The organism is Salipiger sp. PrR003, assembly GCF_010500785.1.
Lineage (GTDB): Bacteria > Pseudomonadota > Alphaproteobacteria > Rhodobacterales > Rhodobacteraceae > Salipiger > Salipiger pacificus_A.
The window spans coordinates 77,746-99,727 of sequence record NZ_JAAGOV010000039.1 but is presented as its reverse complement, the minus strand read 5'-3'; the positions used below and the strand labels follow the sequence as shown (position 1 = coordinate 99,727).

23 protein-coding genes are annotated in these 21,982 nt (G+C 67.2%); 9 read left to right on the top strand and 14 right to left on the bottom strand.

Annotation, left to right across the window (positions count from 1 at the left end):
* Positions 1-258: 258 nt before the first annotated feature.
* Complete coding sequence (locus tag G0D83_RS13065; protein ID WP_164194617.1) at positions 259-1,692, bottom strand: TrkH family potassium uptake protein; 1,434 nt, start codon at positions 1,690-1,692, stop codon at positions 259-261.
* A gap of 257 nt (positions 1,693-1,949) precedes the next feature.
* On the opposite strand from G0D83_RS13065, the gene murJ reads away from it, so the two are divergent.
* Together murJ and G0D83_RS13055 are read left to right on the top strand one after the other, a co-directional pair.
* Entirely contained in the window at positions 1,950-3,494 is a 1,545-nt protein-coding gene (gene murJ / locus G0D83_RS13060) for a murein biosynthesis integral membrane protein MurJ (protein ID WP_164194613.1), read from the top strand.
* Positions 3,495-3,497: 3 nt separating this feature from the next.
* Positions 3,498-4,985, top strand: coding sequence for a phospholipase D family protein (locus G0D83_RS13055; RefSeq protein ID WP_164194610.1), 1,488 nt, complete (start codon positions 3,498-3,500; stop codon positions 4,983-4,985).
* An 11-nt stretch (positions 4,986-4,996) separates the two neighbouring features.
* Here G0D83_RS13055 and G0D83_RS13050 read toward each other — a convergent pair whose 3' ends face one another.
* Positions 4,997-5,683, bottom strand: a complete 687-nt coding sequence (locus G0D83_RS13050; protein ID WP_108967043.1) for a rhomboid family intramembrane serine protease — start codon at positions 5,681-5,683, stop codon at positions 4,997-4,999.
* A gap of 75 nt (positions 5,684-5,758) precedes the next feature.
* Between G0D83_RS13050 and trpS the strand changes: the two genes are divergently transcribed.
* Both trpS and G0D83_RS13040 read left to right on the top strand, forming a co-directional pair.
* Positions 5,759-6,799 (top strand): tryptophan--tRNA ligase, encoded by a 1,041-nt coding sequence (gene trpS, locus G0D83_RS13045; protein ID WP_164194606.1) that lies wholly within the window; start codon positions 5,759-5,761, stop codon positions 6,797-6,799.
* Positions 6,800-6,952: 153 nt separating this feature from the next.
* Complete coding sequence (locus G0D83_RS13040; RefSeq protein ID WP_164194602.1) at positions 6,953-7,855, top strand: homocysteine S-methyltransferase family protein; 903 nt, start codon at positions 6,953-6,955, stop codon at positions 7,853-7,855.
* On the opposite strand, the gene G0D83_RS13035 is transcribed toward G0D83_RS13040, so the two are convergent.
* From G0D83_RS13035 to ruvC, 4 genes are all read right to left on the bottom strand, one after another.
* Complete coding sequence (locus G0D83_RS13035) at positions 7,852-8,490, bottom strand: hypothetical protein (RefSeq protein ID WP_164194600.1); 639 nt, start codon at positions 8,488-8,490, stop codon at positions 7,852-7,854. The genes G0D83_RS13040 and G0D83_RS13035 overlap by 4 nt on opposite strands.
* A gap of 102 nt (positions 8,491-8,592) precedes the next feature.
* Positions 8,593-9,627, bottom strand: a complete 1,035-nt coding sequence (gene ruvB / locus G0D83_RS13030; protein ID WP_108967051.1) for a Holliday junction branch migration DNA helicase RuvB — start codon at positions 9,625-9,627, stop codon at positions 8,593-8,595.
* Positions 9,628-9,630: 3 nt separating this feature from the next.
* Positions 9,631-10,302, bottom strand: coding sequence for a Holliday junction branch migration protein RuvA (ruvA, locus tag G0D83_RS13025; protein WP_164194595.1), 672 nt, complete (start codon positions 10,300-10,302; stop codon positions 9,631-9,633).
* Complete coding sequence (gene ruvC, locus G0D83_RS13020) at positions 10,299-10,787, bottom strand: crossover junction endodeoxyribonuclease RuvC (protein WP_164194591.1); 489 nt, start codon at positions 10,785-10,787, stop codon at positions 10,299-10,301. The genes ruvA and ruvC overlap by 4 nt, the downstream gene beginning before the upstream one ends.
* A 330-nt stretch (positions 10,788-11,117) precedes the next feature.
* On the opposite strand from ruvC, the gene G0D83_RS13015 reads away from it, so the two are divergent.
* Positions 11,118-11,384: a DUF1127 domain-containing protein gene (locus tag G0D83_RS13015; RefSeq protein ID WP_108967058.1), complete on the top strand. Its 267-nt coding sequence runs from the start codon at positions 11,118-11,120 to the stop codon at positions 11,382-11,384.
* A 120-nt stretch (positions 11,385-11,504) separates the two neighbouring features.
* On the opposite strand, the gene G0D83_RS13010 is transcribed toward G0D83_RS13015, so the two are convergent.
* The 6 genes from G0D83_RS13010 to clpS all read right to left on the bottom strand — a co-directional run bounded on the left by G0D83_RS13010 (position 11,505) and on the right by clpS (position 16,062).
* The gene (locus tag G0D83_RS13010) at positions 11,505-11,849 is read right to left on the bottom strand and encodes a hypothetical protein (protein WP_164194587.1); all 345 of its coding nucleotides are present in this window, start codon (positions 11,847-11,849) and stop codon (positions 11,505-11,507) included.
* Positions 11,850-11,947: 98 nt separating this feature from the next.
* Complete coding sequence (locus G0D83_RS13005; protein ID WP_164194583.1) at positions 11,948-12,823, bottom strand: 50S ribosomal protein L11 methyltransferase; 876 nt, start codon at positions 12,821-12,823, stop codon at positions 11,948-11,950.
* 146 nt (positions 12,824-12,969) lie between these two features.
* Positions 12,970-13,860, bottom strand: coding sequence for an oxygen-dependent coproporphyrinogen oxidase (hemF, locus tag G0D83_RS13000; RefSeq protein WP_164194579.1), 891 nt, complete (start codon positions 13,858-13,860; stop codon positions 12,970-12,972).
* 20 nt (positions 13,861-13,880) lie between these two features.
* Positions 13,881-14,681 (bottom strand): SDR family NAD(P)-dependent oxidoreductase, encoded by an 801-nt coding sequence (locus G0D83_RS12995; RefSeq protein ID WP_108967067.1) that lies wholly within the window; start codon positions 14,679-14,681, stop codon positions 13,881-13,883.
* Positions 14,682-14,718: 37 nt separating this feature from the next.
* The gene (locus G0D83_RS12990) at positions 14,719-15,711 is read right to left on the bottom strand and encodes a class I SAM-dependent methyltransferase (RefSeq protein ID WP_164194576.1); all 993 of its coding nucleotides are present in this window, start codon (positions 15,709-15,711) and stop codon (positions 14,719-14,721) included.
* 24 nt (positions 15,712-15,735) lie between these two features.
* Positions 15,736-16,062: an ATP-dependent Clp protease adapter ClpS gene (clpS, locus tag G0D83_RS12985; RefSeq protein WP_176476647.1), complete on the bottom strand. Its 327-nt coding sequence runs from the start codon at positions 16,060-16,062 to the stop codon at positions 15,736-15,738.
* A 141-nt stretch (positions 16,063-16,203) separates the two neighbouring features.
* Here clpS and G0D83_RS12980 point away from each other — a divergent pair, with 141 nt between their 5' ends.
* On the top strand, positions 16,204-16,902 hold the full coding sequence (locus G0D83_RS12980) for an HAD family hydrolase (protein WP_164194572.1): 699 nt from the start codon (positions 16,204-16,206) through the stop codon (positions 16,900-16,902).
* Positions 16,903-17,249: 347 nt separating this feature from the next.
* The gene (locus G0D83_RS12975; RefSeq protein ID WP_203594974.1) at positions 17,250-18,713 is read left to right on the top strand and encodes a D-alanyl-D-alanine carboxypeptidase family protein; all 1,464 of its coding nucleotides are present in this window, start codon (positions 17,250-17,252) and stop codon (positions 18,711-18,713) included.
* A gap of 205 nt (positions 18,714-18,918) precedes the next feature.
* On the opposite strand, the gene rpsU is transcribed toward G0D83_RS12975, so the two are convergent.
* On the bottom strand, positions 18,919-19,125 hold the full coding sequence (rpsU, locus tag G0D83_RS12970; RefSeq protein ID WP_008885097.1) for a 30S ribosomal protein S21: 207 nt from the start codon (positions 19,123-19,125) through the stop codon (positions 18,919-18,921).
* Positions 19,126-19,241: 116 nt separating this feature from the next.
* On the opposite strand from rpsU, the gene G0D83_RS12965 reads away from it, so the two are divergent.
* A complete protein-coding gene (locus G0D83_RS12965) occupies positions 19,242-19,928 on the top strand; it encodes a COQ9 family protein (protein WP_164194564.1) in 687 nt (228 codons plus the stop codon).
* 41 nt (positions 19,929-19,969) lie between these two features.
* Complete coding sequence (locus tag G0D83_RS12960) at positions 19,970-20,953, top strand: NAD(P)H-quinone oxidoreductase (RefSeq protein WP_164194561.1); 984 nt, start codon at positions 19,970-19,972, stop codon at positions 20,951-20,953.
* 42 nt (positions 20,954-20,995) lie between these two features.
* Here G0D83_RS12960 and G0D83_RS12955 read toward each other — a convergent pair whose 3' ends face one another.
* The gene (locus G0D83_RS12955) at positions 20,996-21,862 is read right to left on the bottom strand and encodes a DUF2189 domain-containing protein (RefSeq protein ID WP_164194557.1); all 867 of its coding nucleotides are present in this window, start codon (positions 21,860-21,862) and stop codon (positions 20,996-20,998) included.
* Between the last annotated feature and the right edge of the window lie 120 nt (positions 21,863-21,982).

The following is a 21,982-nucleotide window of genomic DNA, read 5'->3' as shown; positions in this document are numbered from 1 at the left end:
GGGCGGCAAGCCCGGGGGCAGCGCCGGCAAACCCAGCGGTGCCCGCCGCCCGCGCGGGGGCCGTGGCCGCCGCAGCGGGGGTGGCGGCAACGCGCGGAGCAAGGCCCACGCCTCGGCCTGATCCGACACGACCAAAGGCGCGGAGACCCCTCCGCGCCTTTTTCTTTGCCCTTGCGTCAGGCGATCGGCCCTGCGCCCGCGCCGTCACCCTTGCGGCGCCGCCCCCGGTCCACCGCCCCGCCGCCGCTTGGGCTGGACTCAGCCCCGTCGCAAATCGCCGACCTCGCGCCAGAACAGCGGTGTCAGCAGCACGTAGACGGTGATCATTTCCAGCCGCCCGAGATACATGGCAAAGGCGAGCACCAGCTTCACCGGATCGCTCATGCTGGCGAAATTGCCGGCCGGGCCGATGATCGGCCCCACCCCCGGACCGACATTGGCCAACGCGGTCAGCGCGCCGCTGGCCGAGGTCTCGAAATCCAACCCGAAGAAGTCGAGCACGATGGTGAAGCCACCGAAGGTCAGCCCGTAGAACATCATGAAGCTGATCACCCCCTTCATCACGTCCTCGTCGACCCGCGCCCCCTCGTAGCGGATCGCGGTGACCGAGTGGGGCGCACGGATGGTCTGCATCTTGGCCTTGAGCGCGCGGGCAAAGAGCAGCCAGCGCATCGCCTTGGCACCGCCCGCCGTCGAGCCGGTGCAGCCCCCGACGGCGGTGAGCAGGAAGAAGGCGACGGCGGCAAACGGCCCCCAGAGCGTGTAGTCGGTGGTTGCGTAACCGGTGGTCGTCACCACCGAGACCACGTTGAAGGCCACCGCCGTGGCAGCCTCGAAGGGCGCCATGCCCTCGTCGACCACGAGCCAGACGGTCAGCACGGTGATCACCGCGATCAGCGATTTGACCATCGCCGCCACCTGCTCGCTGCGGATCACCCCGCGCAGCACGATCCGCAGGTACCAGGCAAAGGGCAGCGCGCCGAGCAGCATGAAAACCGTGCAGGCCCATTGCAGGAACGGGCTGGTGAAATGCCCAAACGAGGCGTCGTAGCCCGAGTAGCCGCCAGTCGAGAGCGTGGTCATCGCATGGGTGATCGCATCAAAGACGCTCATCCCGCCGATCAGGTACACGAAGGCGCAGAGCGCCATGAGCCCGAGGTAGATTCTCAGCGTGGCCGAGGCGAAGGCGGCCGCGTTCTTGAGCTCTTTGTCGCCCTTGTCCGAACTCTCGGTGCGGAAAAGCTGCATGCCGCCGACCTGCAGCAGCGGCAGCATGGCGATGCCGGTGACGATGAAGCCGACGCCGCCAACCCCCTGCAGCAGCGCCCGCCAGAGGATCACCCCGCGCGGCGTCTCATCGAGCCCGCTCATCACCGTCGAACCGGTTGTAGTGATGCCGGACATGGCCTCGAAGACCGCGTCCACCGGGGTCATCCCCCACATCCAGAGCGGCACCGCCCCGGCGACGGCTGCGGTCACCCAGACCGAGGAGGTCAGCAGGAAGGTCAGCAGACGGTTCTGCTCGTGGAAGTCGGACCATGTGGACAGGCTCACCCCGCCGCCAACCATACCCACAAGCGCCGCCGACAGGCCGAAGGTCGCGCCGGTCCCCGGGAAAAGCAGCGCCACCAGCGCCATCAGCAGCGCAAAGAACACGCAGACCAGACCGTTGATGAAGTAGATAAAGGACATGACGGCTTTCTCTCGACTTGCCGGCCCGGTGCTGACGCGGCGTCGGCCCCGCAGCCTTGCGGCGAGGGCGCAGAGAATTCAACTGCACTTTTGCCCAGCCGACAATCCGCATCCCCGCCCGACGCCGCCTCCGGCCGCCCGCGCAACCAGCACCCCCCCGCGTATGCACGAAATGTGCAGGGGATGTGCCCCCTTCCTCGGCCTCCTTCGATAGTCTACCTCTGGCGCACAAGAAGACGCGCAGAGGCAGCAGCAGCATGAAACCCATCCGCCTGATCTCGGGCATTCTCACGGTCGGATTCTGGACTCTCGCAAGCCGCGTCCTCGGCGTCGCACGCGAGATCTTCATCCTCGCCTACATCGGCCCGGGTCCGGTGATGGATGCCTTCGTGGCCGCCTTCCGCCTGCCCAACATGTTCCGCCGCTTCTTTGCCGAAGGCGCTTTCAACGCGGCATTTGTCCCAATCTTTTCAAAAAAGTACGAGGGCGAAGAGAACCCGCTCAAATTCGGCAGCGATGCGATGAACGGTCTGGCCTTCGTGCTGCTGGTGCTCTCGGCACTGGCGCTGATCTTCATGCCGGCGCTGGTCTGGGCCACCGCCGGGGGCTTCGCGGGGGACGCGCGCTTCGACCTCACCATCGGCTATGGGCGCATCGTCTTTCCCTATATCTTCTTCATCTCGCTCGCCGCGCTCTTCTCGGGCGCGCTGAACGCCACCGGCCACTTCGCCGCCGCCGCCGCCGCACCGGTGCTGCTCAACATCTTCGTGATTATCGCCATGGTCACCGGCAGGGCCATGGGAGGTGAGATAATTGAATGGCTTGTCTGGGCCATCCCCTTCGCGGGCGTGGCCCAGCTGGTGCTGGTCTGGGTCGCTGCCGAGCGCGCCGGCATCCGCCTGCGCCCCGGCCGCCCGGTCTGGACCAAGGACATGAAGCGGCTCTTGCGCGTCGCCATTCCGGCGGCGCTGGCGGGCGGGGTGATGCAGGTCAACCTGCTGGTCGGCCAACAGGTCGCCTCGACCTTCGAAAAGGCGGTTGGCTGGCTCTACGCCGCCGACCGGCTCTACCAGCTGCCGCTCGGCGTCGTCGGCATCGCCGTGGGGATCGTGCTGCTGCCGGACCTCTCGCGGCGGCTCAAAGCGCAGGACGATGCGGGCGCACGCCACGCCTTTTCCCGCGCCGGCGAGCTGTCGCTGGCGCTGACGGTGCCCGCCGCCGTGGCGCTGGTTGTGGTACCCTTCCCGATTGTCTCTGTGCTGTTCCAACGCGGCGCCACCTCTGTCGCCGACGCGCAGGCCATTGCCTTTGCCGTGGCGATCTACGGGCTCGGCCTGCCGGCCTTCGTGCTGCAAAAAGTGCTGCAGCCGCTTTTCTTTGCCCGCGAGGACACCCGCACGCCGTTCCGCTACGCACTCTGGTGCATGGCGGTGAACGCAGTGCTCGCCATCGGTCTCGCGCCGGTGCTGGGCTGGTACGCCCCCGCCATCGCAACCACGGTTGCCGCCTGGACAATGGTCGCGCAGCTTGCCTGGGGCGGGCGCAAGCTCGGCGAGGTGGCCCGCTTCGACAGCCGCTTCCGCCAGCGCATCCTGCGCATCTGCCTTGCCTCGGTGATCATGGGCGCAATTCTCTGGGGAACCATGTTGCTGCTCGGCCCGTTGCTGGAGAGAAGCTACTGGCGGAGCCTCGCGCTCGTCGGTCTGATCGGCGTCGGCATCGTTTCCTATGGCATCGCCGGCCAGACCGTGGGGGCCTTCCGCCTGTCCGAGTTCAGAACCGCATTTCGCCGCAAGGGCTGACATATGACGCTGACATCGCTGATCACCGCTGCCGAGGGTTTTCCCGCCCTCGAACGGCTTTGCCATGCGGCGCAGCACGAGCTGGTGATGAGCTTCCGCATCCTCGACCCACGCACCAAGCTGCGCAGCCCCGAGCTGCGTGAGCAAGGGCTGGAGAACTGGGCCGACCTTCTGGCCGACGTGGCCCGGCGCGGCGTGACGGTGCGGATGATCATCTCTGACTTCGACCCGGTCTTCACTTCGTCGCTGCACCGGGGCGCTTGGCGCTCGGCCATGGTGTTCGCAGAACGGATGTCTGGCGACGTGCAGATCCTCTGCGCGCCGCACGGACAGAACGCCGGCTGGCTCTGGCGGTGGGCGATGCGCGGCAAGATCGCACGCTACATCGCCGAGCTGCGCCGCGAGGATGAGACAAGTCTCACACCCGTGCAGCGCACGGTTCTGAAGGGCGCGGTCCTGCTCCGGCCAGTGACCATCCACCAGAAGTTCGCCGTGGCAGACAGCAAGGCCTGCGTGATCGGAGGGCTCGACATCAACGAGCGCCGTTTCGACACGCCCGAGCACGACCGTCCCGCCGACGAGACTTGGCACGACGTGTCGATGCAAGTGGACGACGCCGGTTTCGCCACCGCCCTCCGTGGTCATTTCGACGACTGCTGGAACGCCGCACTGGATTGCGGCACCTCGGGCGTGACAGGGCAGGCCGAGCGCCGCCCCACCAGCAAGCGTGCGAAAGCGCCAGAGGACCTGCGCCTCGTGCGCACCTTCTCCGCCCCCTGCCCGGGCGCCACGCGGCTCTCCCCCCGTCCCTCGATCATCGAGCACGAGAAAGCGGTGCTTGCCTTGATCGGTGAGGCGCAGCGGCACATCTACATCGAGACCCAGTTCCTCCGCCACCGCCCGGTCGCCGAGGCGCTCGCCAAGGCGGCGGAGCGCAACCCGGGGTTGCAACTGGTGCTGCTCATGCCATCCTTCCCCGACCGGGTGCTCTACGAGGGCAACGACGGCTGGGACACGCGGCACGGCCACGCGCTGCAGACCGAGGCGGTCACCATAGTCCAGCGCGCCTTCGGCGACCGTGCCGCCATCGTCTCTCCGGGCCAGCAGGAGGATTCGCCTGACGAGATTCCCGACCTGCTCGGCTCGGGACCGATCTACGTGCATTCGAAGGTGATGCTCATCGATGACCGTGTCGGGCTCGTCGGCTCGGCAAACCTCAACGGGCGCAGCCTGCACTGGGACACCGAGGCCTCGGTGCTCTTCCGCAAGCCGGACGCGGTGCATGACCTGCAGCGACGGCTGGCAAAAACCTGGCTGCGGGATCACCTGGATGGCCACGACCCGGTCAGCGCCCGCACCTGGCGTCAGGCGGCCCTCAGCAACGCGGCGCAGCCGGCCGAGGAACGCGAGGGGTTCATCCTGCCCTATCCGCAGGCTGCCGGGCGCAAGTTCTCGCGTGCCCTGCCGATTCTGCCCGCCGACATGTTCTGATCAGGCCGGGGTCAGCGCCGCTGGCGCAGCCGCTCACGCAGACGTGCCCAGCCGCCGGGCACCAGCACCATGGTCAGAAGGAAGCCCGAGGCGAAGCCGCCGAGGTCCGCAACCCAGTCGAGCGTGCCGCCAAAAAGCAGGCCGAAGAGCAGCTGGATCCCCAGAAGGATTCCGATCAACGAGAAAGCCCGCGCCTGCTGCGCCCCCATCTGCCCGAGCCGCAGCCAGAGCAGGTAGGTGAAGCCTCCGATCAAGCCGTAGACCGGCGGGAACGCCCCGATCAGCGGGATCGGCGTGCTCACGAAGCCATAGGCCAGCGCCCCGCCGAGGCACGAGACCGCGAGGATCGCCAGCGTGCGCGGCGTTCCCAGCGCCTCGCCGACCATCTTGCCGAGCGCCAGCAGCATCACCGCGGCAAAAAGCGCATGGCTGAAGCTGGCATGCACGAAGGGGTAGCTGAAGAAGCGCAGCAGGTGCTGGGCCGGGAACTGCCCGGTCGACAGCATCCAGTGCCAGATCTCGTTCGAGAAGGCGAAACGCTGCAACGCATCGAGCCGCCAGCCCACCGCCCCCGGCCCCCCGAGAAGCCCGCGTGCGCCCAGCGAGAAGGCCGCCTCGACGCCGACGATGACCACGGCGAGCGCCACGATCGCGGGCGGCATCGAATTGAACGGCGAGACATTGTGGTTGTGCGCCATGGTGGCCTCTTTCTTGACGGCATGTCGGGCCATGGGTAAGCCAGCCGGGACCGAATATCCAGACGGAGGAAGCCCATGTCCGAGGCGGGCGACAACAATTCCGCTTTCACGCCGCGCGTGTTTTCCGGCATCCAGCCCTCGGGCGGGCTGACGCTGGGCAACTACCTTGGCGCGATCAAGCGTTTCGTCGACATGCAGGACAGCGGGGTCGAAACGATCTACTGCGTCGTCGACATGCATGCGATCACCGTCTGGCAGGACCCCGAGGCGCTGCGCCGACAGACCCGCGAGCTGACCGCCGGCTACCTTGCCTCCGGCCTCGATCCGGAAAAGTCGATCCTCTTCAACCAGAGCCAGGTCGCCGGCCACGCCCAGCTCGGCTGGATCTTCAACTGCGTCGCCCGGCTTGGCTGGATGAACCGGATGACCCAGTTCAAGGACAAGGCCGGCAAGAACGCCGAGAAGGCCTCGCTCGGCCTTTACGCCTATCCCGCTCTGATGGCCGCCGACATCCTGCTCTACCACGCAACCCACGTGCCGGTGGGCGAGGACCAGAAGCAGCACGTCGAACTGACCCGCGACATCGCGGCAAAGTTCAACCACGACTACGGCACAGACTTCTTCCCGATGACCGAGCCGGTGATCGAGGGCGCGGCCACCCGCGTCATGAGCCTGCGCGACGGCTCGAAAAAGATGTCGAAGTCCGACCCCTCCGACGCCTCGCGCATCAACATGACCGATGACGCCGACGCCATCGCCAAAAAGATCCGCAAGGCCAAGACGGACCCGGACGGGCTGCCGTCGGAGGCCAAGGGCCTCGAGGGCCGCCCCGAGGCGCGCAACCTCGTCAACATCTACGCCGCCCTCGCCGGGCAAAGCGTCGACGAGGTGCTGGCCATGGCCGGCGGCAAGCAGTTCTCGGAGTTCAAGCCGATGCTGGTCGATCTCGCGGTCGACAAGCTGGCGCCGATCTCCACCGAGATGGCCCGGCTGATGCAGGACCCGGCGCAGATCGATGCGATCCTCGCCGCCGGCAGCGAGCGCGCCCGCGCCATCGCCGATCCGATCCTGCAACGGACCTACGAGATCGTCGGCATGGTCGGCGCCAGGGCCTGACCCCGGCCCTGCCCCGGAGCCGAGACCGAGCCGAAGGGCCGTCCGCAGGGGCGGCCCTTTGCACGTCCGCCGCAGCGCACTCGGGACGAGGCGGCGCGCGCGTTTCATGCTATACTCGTGCCATCGCCCCGGGCTTTAGGGAGGACCTGCGCGATGGCACTCACCCCCGACCGCACATGGATCGCCTGGACCGGGATGGAGACCGACCTGATCTTCAACCACGGCGTCGATCTTCCGCACTTCGCCGCCTTTCCGATGATCGACGACACCGAGGGCCGCGCCCGGCTGCGCGGCTATGCCGAAGCGCTGATCTCCATCGGCCGCGAGACCGGCGCTGGCATCATCCTCGACACGCCGACCTGGATGGCCAACCCCGACCGCGCCGCGCCCGTCGGCTACGCCGCCGACGACCTTGCCCGGGTGACGCAGGAGGCCGTTGCGCTGCTGCGCGAGATGGCGGCGCGGCACCTCGACGTCTCGACCCGGATTAGCGTGCAGATCGGCCCGCAGGGCGATGGCTACCAGCCCGGCATGGCCGCCGCCGAGGCGTCCGCCGCCTACCACGGCCCGCAGATCCGCGCCGCCGCCGAGGCCGGGGCCGACATGGTCAGCGCCTATACTCTCGGCGCCGCTGGGGAGGCGATCGGCATTGCCAGAGCGGCCGAGGAGGCGGGCATCCCCGCGCTTATCGCCTTCACCGTTGAAACCGATGGCCGGCTTGCCGACGGCACGCTGCTGTCGGAGGCGGTGCAGCGCCTCGCCGGCGCCGCCGAACCTGCCGCGATCATGGTGAATTGCGCCCATCCCGACCACATCGCCGAAGCCTTCGACGGCGGCGAATGGGAGTCGCATCTGGCGGGTATCGTCGCCAATGCCTCGCGCCAGAGCCACGCCGAACTCGACGCCTGCGACACGCTCGACGACGGCGACCCCGAAGAGCTGAGCACCCAGTTGGCCGACCTGCAGCGCAGCCACCCTCGGCTGCGTGTGCTGGGCGGCTGTTGCGGCACCGACCTGCGCCACCTGCGCGAGATCGCGCGGCGGGTGTCAGGCTAGACGCCAGAGGCTCCGCTCAGCCCCATGCGCGCCGCTAGCCGCAGCGCGTGGCTCGGGTCCAGGCCAGCGGGCGGCATCACTTGGTCATAAGCCGCGCGGATCAGCGCGCCGATCTCCGGGCGCAGCACCACCCGCCCGTCCTCCAATCGCCCCAGCGGCGAGCGCGACGCAAAGGCCCCGTTGCCCCATGTGAGCATCACCTGCGCCACCTGCGCCAGCGCAAGGTCCTCGGCAGGCATCTGCGACAGGCTCTCGTCCATGCGCAGGAACACGAAGGCCGCCTTGATCGCGCCGTCCTTGTCGAAGCGGAACACCCGGTACTGGTTCGCGCCCCCGGCCTGCAGCCGCGCCACCATCTCCGGCAGCCCGTCGATCATCCGCCCGAGGTCCGGCAACTCCAGAAGTTCGGCCCACTCGCGGAAGAAAAACACCATGACGTTGGCGCCGAGCTCGGGGTCATGCTCGGCCATCTTGTGGCCCGCCATGGCGCAGACCCCCTCGAAGGCCCCCTTGACCACCGAGAGCGTCGCATCCTCCACCCCGAAGACCACCGGCACCAGGGGCCGCCCCCAGCGGGCACAGAGATAGGACCCGTCCTCGCGGGTAAACAGCGCTTCGACTTCGGCCGCGTCCATGGCTCGCCCCTTCTTCTCTTCGGCAAATACGCAAAGCGCGGCGCGCGCCACGCGGCACTCCACCTGCCATGCCGGGCGCGCCCGCGCAAGCCCGGCGGCGCGTCAGCCGTCGAAGAGCGTGCCCTGCCCCGGGCCCTGCGGGCGCGGCATCGGCAGGCCGAGGTGATCCCAGGCCCGCTGCGCCAGCATCCGCCCGCGCGGGGTGCGCTGGATCAGCCCCTGCTGCAGCAGGTAGGGCTCGATCACCTCCTCAAGCGCGTCGCGGCTTTCCGAGAGCGCAGCCGAGAGCGTCTCGATGCCCACCGGCCCGCCGGAGTAATTCTCGGCCATCAGGGTCAGGTAGCGCCGGTCCGCCCCGTCGAGCCCGAGCTGGTCGACCCCGAGCCTTGTCAGCGCGCCATCGGCCAGCTCACGGGTGACGACGCCGCCGCCTTCGACAACGGCAAAATCCACCACCCGGCGCAGCAGTCGCCCGGCAATGCGGGGCGTGCCGCGCGCCCGGCGGGCGATCTCGCGCGCGCCCTCGGGCTCGGCCCGCACCCCCAGCTTCACGGCGTTGCGGCTGACAATTTCGTGCAATTCGTCCTCGGTGTAGAACTGCAGCCGGGTCGGAATGCCGAAGCGGTCGCGCAGCGGCGTTGTCAGCAGGCCAAGCCGCGTGGTCGCGCCGACCAGCGTGAAGGGCTGCAGCTCGATGCGGACGGTGCGCGCAGCCGGCCCTTCGCCGATCACCAGATCGAGCTCGTAGTCCTCCATCGCCGGGTAGAGCACCTCCTCGACCGCCGGGTTGAGCCGGTGGATCTCGTCGATGAAGAGCACGTCGCGTGCCTCGAGGTTGGTCAGGATCGCCGCCAGATCCCCGGCCTTGGCCAGCACCGGGCCTGAGGTCATCCGAAAGCCGACCCCCAGCTCGCGCGCCATGATCTGCGCCAGCGTCGTCTTGCCGAGGCCGGGCGGGCCGTGGAACAGCGTGTGGTCCATCGCCTCGCCGCGCGACCGGGCCGACTGGATGAACACCCGCAGGTTGGCGCGCGCCTCGGCCTGGCCGATGAAATCGCCGAGCATCTGCGGGCGCAGCGCGCGGCCCTCGTCCTCGGGCAGCGGCTCGGGACGCAGGGTGGGATCGGAACCGACCATGATTTATCCCTTCGGCGCTAGCAGCTTCAGCGCGGCGCGGATCAGCGCCGGGGTCTCGGCCTCTGGATCCTCACCCGCCGCCTGCGCCACCGCCGAGGCCGCCTCTCCCGGACCGTAGCCGAGGTTGCCGAGCGCCGAGAGCGCCTCGGATTGCGCCGAGGCGTTGTGCTTGGCCGCAGGCGTCTTGCGCGCCGCCGGCGCGGGTGTCGCTGCCGGCGTATCCTCGATCACCACATCCTCGGCCGAGGTCACCTGCCCCGCGCCCATGGCCATGACCATCGGCGCCTTGTCCTTCAGCTCATTGACCACGCGCTGCGCGGTCTTCGGGCCGATGCCCTTGGCGGCCTTGATCGCGTTCCAGTCGCCAAGCGCGATGGCGCGGCTCACCCCGTCCGGGCCCAGCGTGCCCAGAATGGCAAGCGAGGCCTTGGCCCCCACGCCCTGCACCGACATCAGCAGGCGGAACCATTCCTTTTCCACCAGCGAGGGAAAGCCGTAGAGCTGCAGCAAATCCTCGCGCACCAGAAGGTCAGTGTAGAGCGCCGCCGCCTCGCCCGGGGCCAGCGTCATGAGCACCCGCTCGGAGCAATAGACCACGTAGCCCACGCCCCGCACATCGATCAGCGCGTGATCGTCACCCTTGTAATCCACCCGTCCGGCGATCCGTCCGATCATGCCTTCACCTTCATTCTCTGCACGGCCTGATGATGCGCATGACATATCGCAATGGCCAGCGCATCCGCCGCGTCGGGGCTGTCTATGACGACGCCCGGCAGTTGCATCCGCACCATGTGATCCACCTGCGCCTTTTCCGCATGGCCGACGCCGACCACCGTCTTCTTGACCTTGTTGGGGGCATATTCGCCGATCTCGAGCCCGAATTGCGCCGGCACCAGCATGGCGATGCCGCGGGCCTGACCAAGCTTCAGCGTGCCCGCCCCGTCGCGGTTGACGAAGGTCTGTTCCACCGCGGCGATCTCGGGCTGCCAGCGGTGCAGAACGTCGGTCAGCTGTTCATGCAGGGTGAGCAACCGCGCGGCGAGCGTCCCCTGTCCCGAATCGCACGTGCCGTTTGCAACGTGCCGCAAGCGGCTGCCCTCCGCCTCGATCACCCCCCAACCGAGGTGTCGGAGGCCGGGATCGATTCCGATCACCCGCATTTTTGCCTGCCCGTTCTTGTTTTTCTGCGTCCGAACTAGCACGAAACGCGAACATCCGCCAAGCCCTCGGCCCCCTGCTTTTCTCCGCCTGCGACCGTGCGAGCACGGCAGCGGCGACTCCGGAGAGCAAACGCGACATCTGACAGTCAAAGCGCGACATGGACCGCCTGGTTTTTGGGTTATTTTACAAAGCTGTTGCTCAATTTGAGTGCTATGTGAAAACCGCAGAGCCCCCATGCATTTTTGACCAGTTGTTAGAAATGCGCGGCGCCTCTATCTCCCGCTCAGAATTCAGGCACTTTAAAAACTTCGAGACAAGGACACTGACCCATGGCTGCTTATGACTACTCGCGCGACGCTTCGGGCGCCGCTGGTCTGGCAGGTCGCATCGGCAACGTCTTCGTCACCGGCTTCGCGCCCGTCGCCGCTGATGAGACCCCCCGTTCGGCCGGCCTCTTTGCTACCCTCTTCGGCATGGTTGCCGAGTGGAATGACGCCCGTCTGACCCGCAAGAGCCTGATGGCTCTGACCGACCGGGAACTCGACGATATCGGCCTCACCCGCGCCGACATCCCCGCGATCGCTCGTCGCCGCTGATCTCTTCCGAGATCATGCATAAAGGCCGCTGTCCTGTTCGGGACAGCGGCCTTTCTTATGTCCGTCCGAAAGAGATCTGCCCGGTCGAGGGCAGCTGGCGGGGCCGTGGCCCCTTCGCCCTCAGACCAGGATCCCCTGAAGAAGCATACCGATCCACAGCGTCACCGGATCGACGCCCAGCACCCAGGCGCCCAGCTTGTCGGCAAGGCTGCCGTCGCGCAGCAGCGCGACATGTTCGCCGTAATGCGCGACGCCAAGGCTGGCGAGCATGGCGCCCTTGAACACCAGAAAGCACATCAGCGCGATCAGCAGCCCGCCGAGCCGCGGCAGCTTGACCTTGCGGAGCGGCTTGTGCTCGATCACGCCGTTGCGGTTGAGCCTGGTGACATAGCCCCGGGCCAGCTTGCGGTGCTTTTGCGTCACAGCACGCTGGCGACGCTCGAAACTTCTCAGAGCGCTTTCCATACCGCGAAACCCCTCGATATCATACAAATACAGGACGCATTTGCTCGGGAAGCACGGCAAAATTTAGGCAATAACGCGGCAATTATGCCGCGTTTGGTTCACGAAGGCTTGCGCAGCGTGAGCGTGACCCATTCGCCGATCTCGTCCCGGCGCACCAGCTCGACGCCCTGCGCGGCATATGCCTCGACGACCTCATCGGCCTGGCGGATCAGGATGCCCGACAGGATCGCATAGCCGCCCGGGGCGAGATGTGCTGCCATATCAGGGGCCAAATCGATCAGCGGCTGCTTGAGGATATTGGCGAAAACAAGATCGAAGGGCGCGCGGGCCGCAAGGTCCGGGTGGCCGAACCCGGCCGCCTCGACGCAGATCACCTTGTCGGTCAGGTTGTTGGCCCGGACATTCGCCTCGGCCACTTCCACGGCGACTTCATCGATGTCCGACACGATCACCGGGTTGGGCCAGATGCGCGCGGCGGCCATGCCGAGCACCGCGGTGCCGCAGCCGATATCCGCCACGTTCTGGCCGACCATGCCCTCGTTCGCCAGACGATCGAGCGCCCGCAGACAGCCCAGCGTGGTGCCGTGGTGGCCGGTGCCAAAGGCCATCGCGGCCTCGATCAGCAGCGGCTCGGCGCCCTCGGGGATCTTGTCGGCGTCATGCGAGCCGTAGACGAAGAAACGCCCGGCCTCGACCGGGGTCAGCTCGCGGCGCACCTTGTCGACCCAGTCCTGGTCCGGCACTTCCGAGATCACGAAGGGCACGGCGTCGAAGGCGGCGGCAAGCAGTGCCAGCTCCACCTCGTTCGGCTTGCCCAGGAAATAGCCCCCGATTTCCCAGGTGCCCGAACCGTCCTCGATCTCGAAGACGCCCACGCCGATGGGCTCGGGATCGATCTCCTCGATCGCCTCGCCCAGGGCCTCGGCAGCGGTCTTGTCGCTCAGCTTGGTGAAGGCGGTCCAGGTCTTGGCCATCTCGTGCTCTCCTATAGGGGTTGGCCTGCCCGATACAGCGTTTGGCCCGGTCACGCCAGTGCACATGCACCTCGTGCACGCCGCTGCCGCCGGAAAAGCCACGCCCCGCCGGAACGGGCGGGGCGTATCGGAATGTCAGGCGGGGATCAGACCCATTTCGCCAGCGGCGGCAGGCTCATCAGCACCGCGTCGGGATCATGCCCTGTGGCAAGACCGAACTTCGTGCCACGGTCGTAGACGAGGTTGTACTCGGCATAGAGCCCGCGATGGACCAGTTGCGCGTCTTTCTCAGCCTCGCCGAAGTCCATGGTCCGGCGTTTTTCGACCAGCGGCAGGTAGGCCGGCAGGAAGGCCCGGCCGATGTCCTGCGTCAGCGCGAAATCCGCCTCCCAGTCACCCGTGTTTCGGTCATCCATGAAGATGCCGCCGACGCCGCGCGCGCGCTTGCGGTGCGGGATGTAGAAGTACTCGTCTGCCCAAGCCTTGAGTTCGGGATAGAGCGTCTCGCCATGCGGATCGAGGTATGCCTTCTGAGTGGCGTGGAAATGCGCCGTGTCCTCAGCGTACTCGAGGCAGGGGTTGAGGTCCGAGCCGCCGCCGAACCACCAGGCGCCCGGCGTCCAGAACATCCGGGTGTTCATGTGCACCGCCGGTGCGTGCGGGTTCTGCATGTGAGCCACGAGGCTGATCCCCGACGCCCAGAAGCGCGGATCGCCCTCGATCCCCGGCACTCCGCGCGCCGCCATGGACTTCTGCGCCGCCGTGCCGAGCGTGCCGTAAACGGTCGAGACGTTCACCCCGACCTTCTCGAACACCCGGCCGCCGCGCATCACGCTCATCAGCCCGCCCCCTGCGTCGCTGCCGTCGTCGGCGGTGCGGGTGGTCGGCGTCACGGTGAATCGGCCCGCCGTATGCTCGGACAGCGGTCCTTCGGAATGGCTGTCCTCCAGCCCCTCGAAGGCGGCCACGATCTCGTCTCGCAGCGCACGGAACCAGGTCGAGGCGCGCGCCTTGCGCTCGTCGAATACGTCGCTCATCAGTGTCTCCCTGGCCCGGGTCAGTGCATCGGCGTGCCGACCGGGTCGATCAGCGTGCGGCCACCGTCCACGGTCATGATCTGGCCGGTCATGAAGCCCGAAGCCTCGGAGGCAAGGAATTGCACCGCCTCGCAGACCTCGTCCGGCCCGGCGATGCGCCCGGCGGGCGTGTGCTTCTCGATTTCCTCGCGGTAGCCCGGGTGCTCCTTGAGGATGTTCTTGAGGCTCGAGGACATCAGCGAGCCGAAGGCCACCGAGTTCACCCGGATCTTCTGGTCCGCCAGCGACACCGCCATGGAACGGGTCAGCTGGTCGAGCGCCGCCACCGAGACCGAGTAGCCCAGCAAGTGCGGGTTGGTGCGCGCGGCGGCGATCGACGAGATGTTGATGATCGAGCCGGCGGAGCGGATGTCCTGCCCCTCGGCCTGCTTGATCATGCGCTTGGCGACGATCTGGCTCAGCCGCATCGCGGGCATCAAGTTCTGGCCAATCATGGTTTCGAGCGAGGCGTCCTCGCAGTCGTGAACGTTGGTCGGCAGGATTTGCCGCGCGCCGTTCACCAGGATATCGACCCGGTCATAGGCGTCCAGCGTGGCCGAGAGCAGGTTGGCCAGCGTCAGCTTCTCGCGCAGGTCGCCGGCGAAATAGCGCATGGTGCTCTCTTCATCGACCTGCCCGCATTCCTTGGCCAGCCGGTTCTCGTCCATGTCGGCGAACATGACGTTGGCGCCACGTGCCGCAAAGTGCCGCGCGATCGCGAGGCCCACGCCATTGGCGGCGCCGGTGACGATGGCGGTCTTGCCTTCGATGGAAAAACTCATGGGAATCCCTTGAATGTTTGCGCCAAGCTAGCCGCGATCAGCGCCCCGGGCGAGAGGCGTGAAGGATCTTGAACCGGGAATCTCCGGCGATTTCCTCGGTGTTGCGGAAGCGCTCGGCGAGCCGCGTCTCGTAGGGCAGGTGCCGGTTGGCAACGAGCCAGAGCTGGCCCGAGGGTTTCAACACCCGCGCGGCCGCGTCGATGAAGGCCTGCCCGAGCGAGGGTTCGGCCTTGCGCCCGGTGTGGAAGGGCGGGTTCATGATCACCGCGTCGAGCAGCGCCGGCGGGCGCCAGTCGAGCGCGTTGGCCCAGTGGAACTGCGCCCGCGGGTCGGTGACATTGCGGCGCGCGCAGTCAAGCGCATCGTGATCGGCCTCGACCATGTGCAGCGCGGCGATCTTCTCGCGGCGCAGGATGCCATTGGCGAGCCCGCCCCAGCCCGCGCCGAGATCGGCGACATGGGCACCGAGCTTCTCGGGCAGCGCCGCGAGCAGCGCCTCGCTGGCCGGGTCCGGCCCATCGGCCGAGAACACCCCCGGCGCGGTCCACTGCCCGCCGGGCAGCTGTGCCGGGCCCTTGGCCCACTCGGCAAAGGCATCGGTGGCGGCGAACCAGATGGTCTTGCCATGCGCCTTGGAGACCTGCCCCAGGATGTCGGTGCGCTTGCGCAGCGCCTTGAGGCAGGCGTCGATGCCGTCGGTCTTCTGGCCATCGACGATGACCAGACCGCCCTTGGCGGCTTTGTTGGCCTCGGCGATCCAGGCCTCGGCCCGGTCGCGGGCGCGCGGCAGGAAGACGATGGCAGCGGCGAAGTCCCCTTCGGGGGCCAGCGCGACAGTCCAGCCGCGGCGCTCCCAGGCCGCGTGGTCGGGCGCCAGGCGTTGAACCACGGTGCAGCGCTCGCGCGGCAGATCGCCGGCGTCGATGTCGCCAAGGTTCAAATCGCCCGGCGCGCCGAGCAGCAGGATGCGCCCCTCGGAGGGCAGGTCGAGACCTCCCTCGAGCGCGAAACTCAATCGGGTATCAGACATGGCAGAACCGCCGCGGAGGGCGGATCACTCCTTTTCCATGGTGCATTGCAGCGGATGCTGGTGACGCCGGGCAAAATCCATGACCTGGCCCACCTTGGTCTCGGCGATCTCGTGGCTGAATACGCCAACCACCGCGACCCCCTTCTTGTGGACGGTGAGCATCACTTCGAAAGCCTGCGCATGGGTCATGCCGAAGAAACGCTCGAGCACATGCACGACGAATTCCATCGGCGTGTAGTCGTCGTTCAGCAGCAGCACCTTGTAGAGCGGCGGGCGTTTCGTCTTGGGCTTGGTCTGCAGCACGACACCGGCATCGCCCTCGCCATCGCGGGGGTCGTTCGGGTCGGACATACGGAGTTTCTGTGCCGTGACGGACTGGATCATCTCGGGGACGCTTTTGCTTTGCGTGTGCTTTGCGGTTCCGGCTTTGAAGGGTCTATATAATTCCAAGGAGCCGCAGAGGAAAGACCCGCGGCGGGAAGAGGCGACAATATGGCCCGGAAACTGCAAACAATCGGCTTCGATGCGGACGATACGCTTTGGCACAACGAGCGGTTCTTCACCCTGACGCAGGAGCGATTCGCCGAATTGCTCGCCGATCACTCCGAGCGCGCGCATCTCGATGCCCGCCTGCTCGCCGCAGAGAAACGCAATATCGGCCACTACGGGTTTGGCGTGAAGGGGTTCGTGCTGTCGATGATCGAGACGGCCATCGAGGTCACCGATGGCCGCGTGCCCGGCACGACCATCGGCAAGATCCTCGAGGCCGGGCGGGACATGCTCGCCCACCCCGTCGAGCTGCTGCCGCACGCCAAGGACGCGGTCGAAGCCCTGGCGGCCGAACACCACCTCGTGCTGATCACCAAGGGCGACCTGCTGCATCAGGAGCGTAAGCTGGCGGCTTCGGGTCTGGGCGAGCTCTTCGACGCGGTCGAGATCGTCTCGGACAAGCAGCCACAGACCTACGCCCGCATCTTCGGCGCCAGCCCCGGCGGGGCCGAGGCGTCGATGATGGTCGGCAATTCGCTGAAGTCCGACGTCAACCCGGCGATCCGAGCCGGCGGCTGGGGGGTCTTCGTGCCGCAGGATCTGGCCTGGAGCCTCGAACACGACGAAAAGCTCGACCACCCGAGGTTCCGCGAGATTCCCGACCTCGGCGCACTCGCCCAGCTTGTGGACTCGCTCGACTGACCCCAGGTCGCGGCCGACGTGGAAGCCCCCGCCGCATTCGCGCCGCAATCGCTCATATAGTGGTGAATCGCGCGAATTCCCACAAAATGAGGGAAATCACGATCCAGAAAACAACAGAAAATCAAGGCATTGCAGACTTTATTTTTTTTGGATCGCGTGGTAGCGTTTTCGCAAACTAGAACAGTTGGCCACCGGAAAACCGGAGGCGAGAGGCAGAGAAGGCGAGAACCGTGACGGGACGGCGCAGGCAGCGACCGGGCCGAGCAGGCCTGTATATTCTCACATTCATTTGGCTTGCCCTCGTGGGGCCAGTGGGCGCTTGGGCTGCCCCCTACGCTGCCCTCGTGATGGACGCCCGGTCGGGCGAGATCCTGTTTTCCGAGAACGCCGAGACCCGACTCCACCCGGCATCGCTGACCAAGATGATGACGCTCTACATCGCCTTCGAGGCGGTCGAGCATGGCGAGATCACGATGGACACGATGGTGACCATCTCGAAGAACGCCGCCGCAGAGCCGCCCTCGAAGCTGGGCCTGCGCTCGGGCCAGAAGATCGCGCTGCGCTATCTCGTGCGCGCCGCCGCCGTCAAATCCGCAAATGACGCCGCCACTGCCATCGGCGAGGCCATCGAAGGCTCCGAAGCCGCCTTTGCCCGCCGCATGAACCGCACGGCAAAGGCGCTGGGGATGACCCGCACCACCTTCAAGAACGCCAACGGCCTCACCTCCGAGGGCCACCTGTCGACCGCCCACGACATGGGCATCCTGGGCCGGCACATTCTCTACGATTATCCCGGCTATTATAACCTTTTCTCGCGCCGTACGACCGACGCCGGCATGCGCGAAGTGGCCAATACCAACCGCCGCTTTCTCGCCGCCTACAAGGGCGCTGACGGGATCAAGACCGGTTATACCCGCGCCGCGGGCTTCAACCTCGTCGCCTCCGCCGAGCGCGGCCGCGAGCGGATCATCTCGGTGGTCTTCGGCGGCACCTCCACCGCCGCGCGCAACGCCAAGAGCGCCGAGCTGCTGGATCTCGGCTTCAAGCGTGCCGCGACCAATGTCGCGCTGCGCCGTCCGGCCAAGCCGCCCTACATGGGCCGCGTCGGCGGCGGGGCCGAGATGCTCGTGGCCAGCGCCGAGTCGAATGATTCAGGCCTGCGCGGCAAGTCGATCCGCGTCGCCGCCGCCGCCGTCACCAAGAGCCTGCGCCCGCAGATCCGCCCCGGTGTGACCAGCTCCGACGTGGCACCTCTGGTCGCCGGCGTCGAGGATGACATCAACAGCGTGCTGGAATCGGTGCAGGTGGCCGCCGTCGCCCCCGCCGTCTCCGAGGCCCCCGAGCCGATCGACATTGCAACGGTCGCCGAAGCGATGGTGGTTGCCGAGGGCGACACCGGAATTGCACCCGATTCCTCGATCAAGCCGGTGCGCCGACCGCAGGCGATGGCTCTGGTCAGCGCCCCCGCCCAGACTTCGGCCCCGGTTGTTGCCGCGCCCGAACCCGCGGCCGTCGCCGTCGCCTCCGCCGAGCCGGAGGCACAGGAAGTGGTCACCCGGGTGTCGACCTCGGGCGGGCGTCACTGGGGCATCAACGTCGGCCGCTACCCCAGCCGCTACGCCGCCGAGAAGGTGCTGCTGCAGACCGCGCTGATGGAGACCGCCACGCTGGACGGCTCGCTGCGCAAGGTCGTCGACCGCTCGGGCGGCTTCGATGCGAACTTCATGGGCCTGACCCGCGAGACCGCCGATCTCGCCTGCCGCCGGCTGCAGGCTCGGCAGGTCACCTGCTTCATGATCGGGCCGAGCTGACAGGCGCCTCATGGCGCCGACAAAAGAAAACCCCGGGCTTCGCACCCGGGGTTTTTCTATTGCACCGCGCGTAAGCCTCTCAGCGGCTCCCCGCCCCCCCAAGAAACGACAAACCCCCGAAAGGCAGAGCCCCGGGGGTCGTCAACTTCTTCGTGTCGGAAGGTCAGCTGCCTGACCTCACGAGATAGATCTCACGAGCGTAAACTCAGAGGAGACCTTCGCGCTGAGCCTTCTTGCGCGCCAGCTTGCGGGCGCGGCGGACGGCCTCGGCTTTCTCGCGAGCCTTCTTCTCGGACGGTTTCTCGAAATGCTGCCGAAGCTTCATTTCACGGAACACGCCTTCGCGCTGCAGCTTCTTCTTCAGGGCGCGGAGCGCCTGATCGACGTTGTTGTCGCGAACACTAACCTGCATGTGGTTTTCACCACCTTTCTAGTTTTGAGTTGCAAGGAAATTGCAGGAAGCCGGTCTATAGCAAGGGTTGCCAATCTTGTCTAGACTCCTACCCATTGAGTCGAAGGAGAGGCCCCATGAGTGAAGAAATTACCGGGCGCCTGCTAGATGCGGCGCTGAACCATGTCGCCTTCGACGGCTGGTCCGAGACGACCTTCCGCGCGGCGGCGAGCGATGCCGGGATCGACCCGGTGGTGGCGCGCGGGCTCTATCCGCGCGGTGCGGTGGACATGGCGATCGCCTTCCACCGCCGCGGCGACGAGGCTATGTCCGCGCGCCTCAAGGAAATCGACCAGTCCGAGATGCGCTTTCGCGACCGCGTCGCGCTGGCCGTCCGCAGTAGGATCGAGGCGGTCGACGACCGCGAGGCGGTGCGCCGCGGCACCGCGCTTTTCGCGCTGCCGATGTACGCCGCCGATGGTGCCAAGCTGATCTGGGGCACCGCCGACCGCATCTGGACCGAACTGGGCGACAGCTCGCGCGATTTCAACTGGTACACCAAGCGCGCCACGCTGAGCGCCGTCTACTCCTCGACCGTGCTCTACTGGCTGGGCGACGATTCGCTCGAAAACCACGCCACATGGGAGTTCCTCGATCGCCGAATCGAAGACGTGATGCGCTTCGAGAAGACCAAGGCCAAGGTGCGCGGCACTCCGGTGCTGGGAAAGATGCTGGTGGCCGGACCGGAAAAAATGCTCGGCAGGCTGCGCGCTCCGAAGAGTCCGCGCCACGGGCTGCCGGGCGGCTGGACCGCGCCGCGCTGAGCCCCCTGCCCTTCCCGCACGACAGCAAGACAGGACGACAAATGACCAAGACCATGCGCGCCGTCGAGATCTCGCAGCCCGGCGGCCCCGAGGTGTTGCGCCTCACCGAGCGCCCCGTTCCCGAGCCTGGACATGGGCAGGTGGTGATCCGCGTCGCCCATGCCGGGGTGAACCGCCCCGATGCTCTGCAGCGCGCCGGCAGCTACGCGCCGCCTCCCGGCGCCTCGGACCTACCCGGGCTCGAATGCTCGGGTGAAGTGGTGGCCACCGGCCCCGGTGTCAGCTGGCCCGCCGTCGGCGATGAGGTCTGCGCCCTGCTGCCCGGCGGCGGCTATGCCGAGTATGTCGCCACGCCTGCTGCGCATTGCCTGCCCGTTCCCGCCGGAATGGGGCTGCGCGAAGCGGCCTGCCTGCCCGAGACCTTCTTCACCGTCTGGAGCAACGTCTTCCAGCGCGGCGGGCTGCAGGCGGGCGAGCGCTTCCTTGTGCATGGCGGCTCTTCGGGCATCGGCACCACGGCGATCCAGCTTGCCAGCGCGCTCGGCGCGCGGGTCTTCGCCACCGCCGGCTCGGCAGACAAATGCGCCGCCTGCGAGAAACTCGGCGCCGAGCGCGCGATCAACTACCGCGACGAGGACTTCGTCGAGGTGATGCGCGGCATCGGCGGGGCGAACCTGATCCTCGACATGGTCGGCGGCGACTACATCCCGCGCAACGTCAAGGCGCTGGCCGACGACGGGCGTCTGGTGCAGATCGCCTTCCTGCAAGGGCCAAAGGCCGAGCTGAACTTCGCGCAGGTGATGGCCCGGCGCCTGACGATCACCGGGTCGACCCTGCGCCCGCAAAGCGATCTCGCCAAGGCGCGGATCGCCGCGTCCCTGCGCGAACACGTCTGGCCGCTGATCGAGGCGGGCCGCGTGGGCCCGGTGATGGACTCGGACTTCGCCCTGGATCAGGCTTCCGAGGCGCATGCCCGCATGGAAGGCTCGACACATATCGGCAAAATCGTCCTCAGGGTCGCCTGACCGACGATCCCGGCTCGGCAGCCCGCCTGCCGAGCCGATCCCTCAAGCCACCGCGCGGCGGTAGAAGTGCCAGCTCGCGTGGCCGAGCAGCGGCAGGACCAGCATCAGCCCCAGCAGCAGGGGCAGCGATCCCAGCACCAGCAGAACCGCGACCAGCGCGCCCCAGCTCAGCACCACCTTCGGGTTTTTCCGCAGCACCCGAACCGAGGTCATCACTGCCACCGGCGCGCCCACGTGCCGGTGCAGCAGCAGCGGGAAAGAGATCACCGAAACCGCCAGCGCCGCCAGGGCGAAGACGAAGCCCACACCGCAGCCGAGCAAGATCATCCACCAGCCGCCCGGGGTGCCGAACACCTGATCGAGAAAGGCGCCGAAGCTCTCGTACTGCGCCGGCCCCATGGTCACCTGGTGGATGAAATGCGCCGTCAGCATCCAGGCGCAGAACAGCGCGATGAGATAGAGCCCCATCACCAGCATCGCCCCGAAGGCGGGCGAGCTCAGCACCGCGAAGGCATCGCGCCAGCTTGCCTCAAGCCCCATCTCGCGCCTGCGGCTCATCTCGTAGAGCCCGACCGCCGCCATCGGCCCGAGGAGCGCAAAGCCCGCCGCCATGGGAAAGATCAGCGGCAGGAGCGCCTGGTGAAAGGCCATGCCCATCAGCAACAGCCCCATCACGGGGTAGATGAGCACGATGAACAGCACGTCGCTGCGACAGGCCTTGAAGTCCTCCCAGCCGGCGCGCAGCGATTCCGAAATGTCCGACATTGCCATGGTCCGCACGCGGCGCGGCGTATGGGCGTGATCCGTCCCGAGCTCGCGCGTGGCGGCCGAGACATGCGCGCCCGCCGCCGAGAGCCGTTGCGCCGCCCAGCTTAGCGGGTTTCCGATCGTATGAGGTGTCTGTGCCATGAGCCTCCTCCCTTGGCGTCCTGCGCAGCGCCAATCGCGGGTCTGGTCCTGGCACGCGCCGATGACCAGACGGGCCGGCCGCGCGTATCTCTACAGCCTAGCACGAAACACGCTCTCGGT